Here is a 9,046-nt window from a genome sequence, read left to right as displayed (position 1 = left end):
CGAGCGCGGCGGTGGCCAGCCGGCTCGAGCTGGTGCGGCCCGTGCGGGTGGACCGCTCGGCGTCGGGGTCCGTGGCCGCCGCCGCGCGGTCCGGGCTCGCCTGTGCGACCCCGGTCCCGAGGAGCGACGTCGCCGACGCAGGCGCCCCTGCGACGGTCGGCGACGTCGCCATCTGCGGTGACCCGCAGACGTTGCAGTAGCCGTCCTCGTAGGTGCCGGTGCAGCCCGGTTCGGTGCAGGCGATCATCGTCGTCCCTCCTGACCCACCGTGGGCAGGTCGCGGGTGAGGTACTCGTACTGCTCCACGAGGAAGCGGGTCATGGTGAGGTCGCACGGGGTCTGACCGACGACCGCGCGGGCCTCGTCGTACCCCGAGCGGACCGTGGGCGAGGCGCTGCGGCCGTTGGCGTCCGCGGCCGCGCGGGCACCCTCGAGCCGGTAGCGCAGCTCCGCGCGCTCGCGCAGGGGTGAGCTGTAGGCGTCGGCGACGGCGTCGAACGCGCGGCCGACCGCGGCGAGGCGGTCGACGAACGCGTCGAGCTCCGTGCGCGTCTCCGGCACGGCGCCGAGGCGCGAGACGTCGGGCACGGCCAGCTTGGGCGGGTGCGCGATCTCGCGGCGGCACCGCTGCGCCAGCTCGTGCAGCGTCGGCTCCCGCGTCTCGAGGGCAGCCATCGCGGCCTCCGCGTCGGCGCGGCCCTTCTCCAGCGTCCGCCGCTGCGAGACCTGCACGATGAGGTCGCGCTCCAGCAGCGCGGCCCGGGCCTCCAGCTCGGCGAGCGGACCCGAGATGTCGGCGCCCCGGGCCGCCTGCGTGACCAGCTTCTGCTCGCGCGTGCGCAGGGCCGCGACGCGCTCCCGCTGGTCGGTGTCGATGCCCGCAAGGTCCTCGCAGCGCACCAGGCCGGCCCGCAGCCCGCGCAGCCGCGCCGCCTGGTCCGCGGTGTCCGGGTCGAACGACAGCCGGGCCCGGATCTGGGAGATCATCGCGTCGCACAGCGTCACGGCCTCCACCAGCGAGACCAGCGCGGCGCCCAGCCCCGAGTGCAGCCGGCCCCAGACCAGCTGCGACATCTTCTCCCGGGCGACCGCGTCCGCCCGGCCCGAGTCCCACGCCTCGACCAGCTCGTCCGTCCGGGTCCGGATCGCCTGCCACATGGTCAGCGCCAGCAGGACGTCGTCGGTGTAGCTCTGCGACGCCGGCGACGACTGCGCAGCCTGGTCCAGCCGGTCGAGCTCCGCACGGCGGTGCGCCAGCCACGCCTCCAGCCCGCTGAGGTAGGTGAGCAGCTGCGGTGCGGGGATCGGCTCCCCCAGCCTGCCGGGCGCCTCGGGCGCGTCAGGTCCGCTCACCGGCCGTACACCGAGACCGGCGGCGCCGGGGCGGGTCCGAGCGCGCCCAGCCACCGGGTGTAGGTGGTCGCCCACGTGCCGTCGGCCTTGGCCTGGTCGAGCACGCCGTTGACGAACCGGACCAGGTCCGGCTGGTCCGCCGCGACGCCGACGCCGTACGGCTCCGCGCTGAACGCCTCGCCGACCACCTTGGCGTAGGGGTCCTGCGCGACGAAGCCGGCGAGGATCGTGTCGTCGCCCGTGATCGCGTCGACCTTGCCCTGCTGGAACAGGACCAGGCAGCCGGTGTGCGTCGGGGCGCTCACGGCCTCGACCGCGGGGTACGTCTCCTCGAGCCGCTCGAGGGTCGTCGTGCCCTCGGGGGCGCAGACGCGCTGCCCGTCGAGGTCCTCGATGCCGGTCGCGGTGGAGTCGCGCGTGATCAGCACCTTCTGGCCGGCGGTGAGGTACTCGGCGGAGAACGCGATGGTGCCCCACCGCTCGCAGTTCATGGTGAACGTGCGCGCCACCAGGTCGACCTCGTGGTTCTCCAGCACCTCCAGACGCTGGGCCGACGTGATCACCCGGAACTGCAGCCGGTTCGGGTCGCCGAAGATGGCGGCTGAGACGGCGTGCAGCATGTCGATGTCGAAGCCCTCGATCTGCCCCGACAGCGGGTTGCGCGCACCCATGAGGAGCGTGTCGGCGGAGACCCCCACGCGCAGCGCGCCGCGGGCCCGGATGGCGTCGACGCTCGGCGCGGCACCGCCCGGCTCGGGTGCGTACGAGGTGGTGGACTCCAGCGCGTCGTCGCAGACCGTGGCGGCCGGCAGCGCGACCGAGGCCGCGGCCTGCCGCTGCGGGGCGGTCGTCGCGGCGGGTGCCCCGGCGCAGCCGGCGAGCAGGGCCACGGAGGCGAGGAGCGCGCCGCGCCGCAGGGATCGGGTCGGGGTCACCGGTACTCCTCCACTCGGGTCGAGATGCCACGCCAGGACAGGACGGCGGCGAGCACGCCGGCGACGAGCATCAGCCAGCCGGCCAGCACCGACGAGCCGCCGGAGCCGGACAGGGCGTCGTGCGTCTGCGCGGCGCTGGCCTCCAGGCTGCTGCTGGCGGCCGTCGAGAACGTCTCGAACACGTCGTTCGGGGCACCGGGCTCGTCGCTGATCGCCAGCGCGACCGCGCCGTCCCAGTCGCCGCCGTCGTCGAGCGCACGGATCTGCCCGTGCGCCGCGACCCACTCGTCGAGCAGCGGCAGCAGACCCGGCTCGACCGTCGGCCGGGCCAGCAGGTCACCGGCCTCGGTGGTCTTGGCGACGAACTGCTCCTCGTACGTCGCCCCGGAGCCGCGCTTGATGAGCGTGAACGACTCCTGGGACTTCGCGTCGTTGGCCAGCGAGTACGCCTGCGACACCGAGACGGTCGCGTCGTACGGGCCGCTGCGCGCCTCACCGGCGGACCGGGCGGCCGACCCGAGGACCAGGGCGCCGCCGATCGTCGCCGCGAGAGCGAGGACCGTGGACCAGAACAGGCCGGCGTTGAGCCGCCGGTGCGTGCGCCGGGCCAGCCACACCTGCACGACGACCAGGGCGGCGAGCGCGAGGATGCCGAGTGCCAGCAGCCACGGCACGGACGCCACCGAGTCGAAGGACCTGTCGACGCGGTCGCTGTTGGCCTGCACCAGGTCGTCCAGCGGCGGCAGCACGTCGGAGCGCAGGACCGCGGACGCCTGGTCGAGGTACGCGGCGCCGACGGGGAAGCCCTGCCGGTTGTTGGCGCGGGCCTGCTCGACCAGGCCGGTGTACGCGGTCAGCCCCGCCGTCGCCTCCCCGAGCAGCTCGGCGTCGGCGGCGTTGGACCCGGCCAGCCGGGCGAGCCCGGTCGCGGCGGCCGTCACGGCCTCGTCGTACCGCGCACGCTGCTCCGGCGGCTCCAGGCCGCCCACCAGGAACGCGTTGGTGGCGGTGGCGTCGGCGACCACCAGGTCGTTGCGCACGTCCTGGATGCCGACCAGCTGGGTGGTGTCCGCGTCGGCGTCGGCCAGCGCCTCGGACTGCGCGAGGCCCGCGTTCAGCCCGATGACACCCACCGCCCCGGCCGCGAGCACCGCGACGACGCCCGCCACGCGCAGGCGTCCCGGGGTGCGGCTGAGCGCGCCGCGCAGCCCGGTCCGGGGTGCCGGCGCTGTGGTCGGCGCCGGCGGGGCGATCGTCTGCGTCACGCGGGCTCCTCGAGGTGGTCGTTCACGTGCTCCGGCTCGTTCACGTTCACGGGCTCCGGCGCGTCGGGTGCGGGCACCAGGTCCTCCGGGACGAGCAGCCGGAGCTGCTCCACCGTCGGTTGCTCAACGTCCCGCAGCCGCCAGGCGTGCCGGGTGATCGCCTGGTCCAGCACGTTGCGCGCGTACCGGCCGTTGCCGAACCCCTCGTCGCGGATCTGCAGCGACGCCAGCTCCTCGAACCGGTCCAGGCACTCGACCGTCGGCTCGAAGTCGGCCTTGGCCGCGGCGCGGGCGAAGATCTCGCGCAGCTCGGCGTCGGTGTAGTCGTCGAACTCGACCGTCGTGGAGAACCGGCTCTCCAGCCCGGGGTTGGTGGCCAGGAAGGTCGCCATCGGCCCGGGGTACCCGGCGACGATCACCACGAGGTCGTCACGGTGGTCCTCCATGTCCTTGACCAGGGTGTTCACCGCCTCGGCGCCGTACTGGTCCTCCGCCAGCCCGTAGGCCTCGTCGACGAACAGCACCCCGCCCAGCGCGGTCGCGACGACCTCCGACGTCTTCACGGCCGTCTGCCCCAGGTAGCCGGCCACCAGCTCGGAGCGGTCCACCTCCACCAGGTGCCCCTTGGCCAGCAGCCCGAGCGCCCGGTAGATGCCGGCCACCAGCCGCGCCACGGTCGTCTTGCCGGTGCCGGGGTTGCCCAGGAACACCAGGTGCCGGGTGAGCGTCGGCGCCGTGAGCCCCGCCTCGGTGCGCAGCCGCTCGACGCGCAGGAGCTGGGTCTGCTGCCGGATCTCGCGCTTCACGCGCCCGAGGCCGACGAGGGCGTCGAGCTCGGCCAGCAGCTCCTCCAGGCTCTTCGCGGGCGGCTCCTCGGGTAGGTACGTCGTGCCGGCGGCTGGCTGCGTGGGGGCGCCGTGCACGGGCACCAGGCCCGGCCCGTCGTCGCCGCGCGGCACCGGCGGGAGCGCGAGGGCCGACAGGTCGAACGCGGGCAGGGTGGGCGCCTCCGCGACCGGTCCGGTCACCGCGGCGCGCTGGACCGCCGCGGTCGCGGACGCGCGGGCGATGACGTCGATCTCCGCCGGACCGAGGTCGCACGCCGCGGACACCACCTGCGCCAGCGCCTCGGCGTAGGGCGAGGCGTGGGGGGTGCCGACGAGGCCGGCCAGCAGGTCGGTGGGCGACGACCGCCAGCGGCGCGCGCTGGAGGCTGCCGCGAAGAACGCGCCGAACGTGGCGTCCGGGGACCCCACGGCCTCCAGCCACCCGGTCGCCGCACCGGGGACCGACTCGGCCACGGCGGCGGCCAGGCGCGCACCCTCGTCGCGGACGGCGTCCCGGTCGAGGCCGGCGGTGGCGCCCGCCGAGACGAGCGCGTCGAGGGCGACGGTCAGGGTCACGGGCGGTCCACCTGCGGGGTGTCGAGGCCGGCCTCCGGGGCCAGCGCGAGCGAAGAGCTGCCGAACTTCTCGGCGAGGAACGCCCCGTGCGCCACGAGGGCGTTGGCGTCCTCGCGGGAGACGGCGTCGGAGATCTTGTCCAAGGTCGCCCCGAGCAGGTCGAGCTGGTCGCAGAGCACCATGAGGGACGTCTTGCCCTGATGGACGACCCGGCGGTCGGCGAAGTCGCGCGGCAGCCGCAGGTACCCGCCCACGGCTTCGGGCAGGTAGCTGGTGGCGGTCGCGACGACGGTGTGCGCCTGCCGGCTGCCGGCACCGAGCCGGTCCAGCCGCGGTGCCATCTCGTCGACGGTCCGGGTGATCCGCAGGACGCGCGCGGTGACGGCGGCGGGCACCTTCCCCGCGATCTGCTGCTCGACCCGGTGGGCGGACGCGACGATGTCCGCCGTCGTCGGTGCCGGGGGCGCGGCAGGGACCTCGGGCTCCCGACGCCGCCCCCTCAGGCGTGCGAACCAGCTCATCGCACCTGGCCTACGTGCCGAGGTCGAGCGACCCGCTGGCGACGTCGGTGGTGTCCGCACGCTTCACCCGGTCGAGGTAGGTGCGCGCCTTCGTCGTCTCGGTCTCCAGCACGCCGATGGTGGTGGCCATCGAGTCGAGCGCCTTGACCTTGAACGTGTCGATGGAGTCCATGGTCGCGTAGATGTCCGCGAACGCCTGCTGCAGCTGCGGCAGCCCGACCGTCGCCTGCGCCGCCTGCTCCTGGATGCCCGCCGACTGCTCCTTGAGCATCTTGGCGGTCGACGCGATGAGGCCCGTCGTCGTGGTGTTCAGCGCCGTGATCTGGTCGAGGACCAGCCGCTGGTTGTTCAGGGCCTGGGCGACGATGACGGCCGTGCGCAGGGCGGCCACCGTGGTGGTCGTTGCCCGGTCGACGCCCTTGATGAGCTCGATGTTGTTCTTGATGATGATGTCGATCGCCAGGTAGCCCTGGATGGAGACGGCCAGCTGGGTGAGCAGGTCCTGGTGCTTCTGGCGCACGTAGAACAGCACGTCCTCGCGCAGCGCCTTGGCCCGCGCCGGGTCCGTGGCGTCGAGCTCCGCGATCGTCGTCGACAGGCGGGTGTCCAGCGACTCCGCCACGTAGATGTACTGGTGCAGGCGGGCCATGGTGTCCCAGAGGTGCTGCTTCTCCAGGTTGAGCGCGGCGTTGTCCTTGCGCAGCTCGTCCTGACCGTTGTAGAGCGCGCGGACGATGGCGTCGATCTGCTTCTGCGAGCTCTCGTACCGGCGGAAGTAGTCGGTGATCGAGTCCCCGAACGGGATCAGCCCGAGCAGCTTCTTGCCGATCGTGGCCTCGCTGGGGTCCAGGCTCTCGACCGTCTTGCGCAGGTCGAGCAGGGACTTGCTGACCTGCGACGTGCCGGAGACGCCGCCCTCGCGCAGCTCCTTGACGGGCATCTGGAGCAGCCGGTTCGACGTGTCCGCGGCCGCGCGGATGTCCGAGTCGCCCATGAGGCGGATGTCGTCGGCCTTGCTGGCCAGCTCGGGCGAGCCCACCTGCGCCTTCATGAGGCCCTCGACGTAGGAGCTGACCTTGGCGTCGAGACCCGGCAGTGCCGACTCGGGGATCTGCGGCGCCATGGCGGGCGCCTGCGTGGTCGCCACCGGCGCCATCGGAGCGGGGGCCTCGAGCGCGAAGACGGACTGCGGCGCGGGAGGCTGCAAGGGGGCTGCGTCGGTCATCGTCGTCCTTCGTGTCCGGGCGGCGCAGAGGGCCTGATCGCCCGCATCCTCGATGGTCATGGAATGGTCAAGTCGTCCTCACGCGGACACTAGCACGGGGGTTCGACGCCCAGGCCGCCCGGCGAGCGCCGGCACCGGATTTCGCCTCTCGGCGAACGTGCGGGACCCGGGTGGGGAAAGATGGTCGACTCCACCACGAGCACCACGAGCACGGAGGTACTCCCTGTGTCGACCGATGACGCGCCCCGCGACGAGAAGGCCCCCCTCGACGAGCGGCTCCGCCGCCTGGGCATCGCGCACGAGGTCCAGCGCCTGGTGGCGGCGGGCATCGACAAGCTGCCCGTGAGCGACCCGACGAAGACGTCCCTGACCGCCAAGAGCGCGACGGCCGTCGTCGCGGTCGGCGAGACCGGCGTCGCCCTGGCCAAGGGCGCCGCCACGGCCGCCAAGGACGGTGCCGAGGCGTTCCAGCGGACCCGGCACGAGTACGCCGGCCACACGCCCGCAGCCTCCCCGGACGCCGACGTCACCACCCGGCTGGAGCGCCTGAGCGAGCTGCACCGCGACGGCCACCTGGACGACGTCGAGTACGCGGCGGCGAAGGCGAAGGTCCTGGCCGGGAGCTGAGCGGCCGTGGCCCCGGTCTCCCCGCGCCCCGCGAGCGCAGCGGACGTCGACGCGATCCACGCGCTGCGCCGCTCCCTGGAGGACTGGATGGCCGCTACGGGCACCGTGCAGTGGCCGCGGGGCTCCTTGCCCCGCGAGCGCATCGCGGCCCAGGTCGCGGCCGGGGAGTGGCACGTGGTGGCCGACGACGACCTGGACGTGCTGGCCACGGTGCGGCTCCTGTGGTCGGACCCCGACTTCTGGGGCGCCGACCGCACGCCGGCCGTCTACGTGCACGGGCTCATGGTCGACCGCCGCGCGGCGGGCCGCGGGCTCGGCTCGGCCCTGCTGGACTGGGCGGCACAGCGGGGGCGCGACGCGGGCGTGGAGGTGCTGCGGCTCGACTGCCGGACCACCAACCCCGTGCTGCGCCGGTACTACGAGGCCTACGGGTTCCGGGCGGTCGGACAGGTCGAGTTCGCCACGTTCTCCTGCACCCTGCTGGAGCTCTCGCTCCGTGTCGGTGGTCGCGCCTAACGTGGACGCATGACGCAGCAGCAGCGGACGTACCCGCAGGGCGTCCCGTCGTGGGTGGACCTCGAGCAGCCGGACGTCGACCGGACGCTGGCGTTCTACGCAGCGGTGCTGGGCTGGACGTTCCAGGACGCGGCGCCGCCCGGCGCTCCGGCCCGGTACGTCATCGCGCAGGTAGACGGGCTCGACGTGGCGGGGATCGGTCAGGGCGACGAGAAGCCCACGTGGCACACCTACGTGGCGGTCGAGGACGTCGAGGCGGTCCTCGACCGGATCACCGCCGCGGGCGGCACCGTCACCACCGGGCCGACGGCCGCGGGTGAGGGCGGTACCTGGGCGGCGTTCACCGACCCTGGGGGCACGCCTCTGCGGCTCTGGCAGCCGAGGCGGCGGCTCGGCGCGCAGCTGGTCAACGCACCCGGCAGCTGGAACTTCAGCGACCTGCGCAGCGACTCGCCGGCCACGGCGTTCTACACCGAGGTGTTCGGGTGGCAGTTCGACGACCTCGGCTTCGCCACGATGGTGCGCCTGCCCGGCTACGGCGACCACCTGGCGGCTACCACGGACCCGGACATCCGCGAGCGTCAGGCCGAGATCTCGGTGCCGCCCGGGTTCGAGGACGCGATCGCGTGGGTCAACCCGGCCGGCGAGGGCGAGGCGCCGCACTTCCACGTGTCGTTCGCGGTGGCCGACCGGGACCGGACCGCCGCGCTGGCCACCGAGCACGGCGGCGAGGTGCTCGACACCGAGGATGCCCAGTGGGCACTGACGGCGACGATCCGGGACCCGCAGGGCGCGGTGTTCACCGCGAGCCAGTTCGCTCCCCCGGACTAGAGGGGCTGCTCCGCGAAGAGCACGGCGAGCTCCGCCTGGATCCGCACGTGGCTCTCGAGGAACGCCCGCTCGTCCAGCTTCTTGCGCCGGAGCCAGCCGGTGACCTCGTCGTTGCACTTGCTCGCGTTGCACGAGCCGCACGCGGGCGCGATGTTCTCGAGCGTGTACCGGCCCCCGCGGGAGATCGGCAGGACGCAGTCGCGCTGCAGCGGTCGGTCGGCGGCCCCGCAGTACGCGCACCCGCCCCACGCCGCGCTTAGCGCCGCCCACTGCTGCGGGCTGAGGTCGTGCTCGACCGCCTTCATCCGTCGCTGCCGGCGCTTGGCGTAGCGCGCCGGGCGGCTGCGGGAGGGGGGCATGCCTCACGGTA

10 protein-coding genes and 1 pseudogene are annotated in these 9,046 nt (G+C 73.9%); 3 read left to right on the top strand and 8 right to left on the bottom strand.

Annotated elements, in window-relative coordinates:
- The 7 genes and pseudogenes from RYN42_RS06795 to RYN42_RS06765 all read right to left on the bottom strand — a co-directional run.
- Positions 1-247: pseudogene (locus RYN42_RS06795) on the bottom strand (serine/threonine protein kinase); the annotation flags it as partial.
- Entirely contained in the window at positions 244-1,353 is a 1,110-nt protein-coding gene (locus RYN42_RS06790; RefSeq protein ID WP_315094851.1) for a hypothetical protein, read from the bottom strand. The gene RYN42_RS06790 and the pseudogene RYN42_RS06795, both read right to left, overlap by 4 nt.
- Complete coding sequence (locus tag RYN42_RS06785) at positions 1,350-2,288, bottom strand: glutamate ABC transporter substrate-binding protein (protein WP_315094849.1); 939 nt, start codon at positions 2,286-2,288, stop codon at positions 1,350-1,352. The genes RYN42_RS06790 and RYN42_RS06785 overlap by 4 nt, the downstream gene beginning before the upstream one ends.
- Positions 2,285-3,553 (bottom strand): hypothetical protein, encoded by a 1,269-nt coding sequence (locus RYN42_RS06780; RefSeq protein WP_315094847.1) that lies wholly within the window; start codon positions 3,551-3,553, stop codon positions 2,285-2,287. Before RYN42_RS06780 ends, RYN42_RS06785 begins: the two co-directional genes overlap by 4 nt.
- Entirely contained in the window at positions 3,550-4,956 is a 1,407-nt protein-coding gene (locus RYN42_RS06775) for an AAA family ATPase (protein WP_315094845.1), read from the bottom strand. Before RYN42_RS06775 ends, RYN42_RS06780 begins: the two co-directional genes overlap by 4 nt.
- Positions 4,953-5,477, bottom strand: coding sequence for a hypothetical protein (locus tag RYN42_RS06770; protein ID WP_315094843.1), 525 nt, complete (start codon positions 5,475-5,477; stop codon positions 4,953-4,955). The genes RYN42_RS06775 and RYN42_RS06770 overlap by 4 nt, the downstream gene beginning before the upstream one ends.
- Positions 5,478-5,487: 10 nt before the next feature.
- On the bottom strand, positions 5,488-6,702 hold the full coding sequence (locus RYN42_RS06765; RefSeq protein WP_315094841.1) for a toxic anion resistance protein: 1,215 nt from the start codon (positions 6,700-6,702) through the stop codon (positions 5,488-5,490).
- Between the two features lie 225 nt (positions 6,703-6,927).
- Here RYN42_RS06765 and RYN42_RS06760 point away from each other — a divergent pair, with 225 nt between their 5' ends.
- Genes RYN42_RS06760 through RYN42_RS06750 form a run of 3 tightly spaced genes read left to right on the top strand, consistent with a single transcriptional unit; the run spans position 6,928 to position 8,676 of the window.
- Positions 6,928-7,329 carry an SHOCT domain-containing protein gene (locus tag RYN42_RS06760; protein ID WP_315094839.1) on the top strand — a complete coding sequence of 134 codons (402 nt, stop codon included), beginning with the start codon at positions 6,928-6,930 and terminating at the stop codon, positions 7,327-7,329.
- 6 nt (positions 7,330-7,335) lie between these two features.
- Positions 7,336-7,845, top strand: a complete 510-nt coding sequence (locus RYN42_RS06755) for a GNAT family N-acetyltransferase (RefSeq protein WP_315094837.1) — start codon at positions 7,336-7,338, stop codon at positions 7,843-7,845.
- 9 nt (positions 7,846-7,854) lie between these two features.
- Complete coding sequence (locus RYN42_RS06750) at positions 7,855-8,676, top strand: VOC family protein (protein WP_315094835.1); 822 nt, start codon at positions 7,855-7,857, stop codon at positions 8,674-8,676.
- Here the strand turns inward: RYN42_RS06750 and RYN42_RS06745 are convergent.
- The gene (locus tag RYN42_RS06745) at positions 8,673-9,035 is read right to left on the bottom strand and encodes an HNH endonuclease signature motif containing protein (RefSeq protein ID WP_315094833.1); all 363 of its coding nucleotides are present in this window, start codon (positions 9,033-9,035) and stop codon (positions 8,673-8,675) included. The two genes, RYN42_RS06750 and RYN42_RS06745, sit on opposite strands and share 4 nt — an antisense overlap.
- Positions 9,036-9,046 lie beyond the last annotated feature (11 nt).

The sequence above is a fragment of the uncultured Cellulomonas sp. genome (assembly GCF_963527515.1).
Lineage (GTDB): Bacteria > Actinomycetota > Actinomycetes > Actinomycetales > Cellulomonadaceae > Cellulomonas.
Note: the sequence above shows the minus strand (reverse complement) of the source record. Positions and strands in the feature narration are given on the sequence as shown.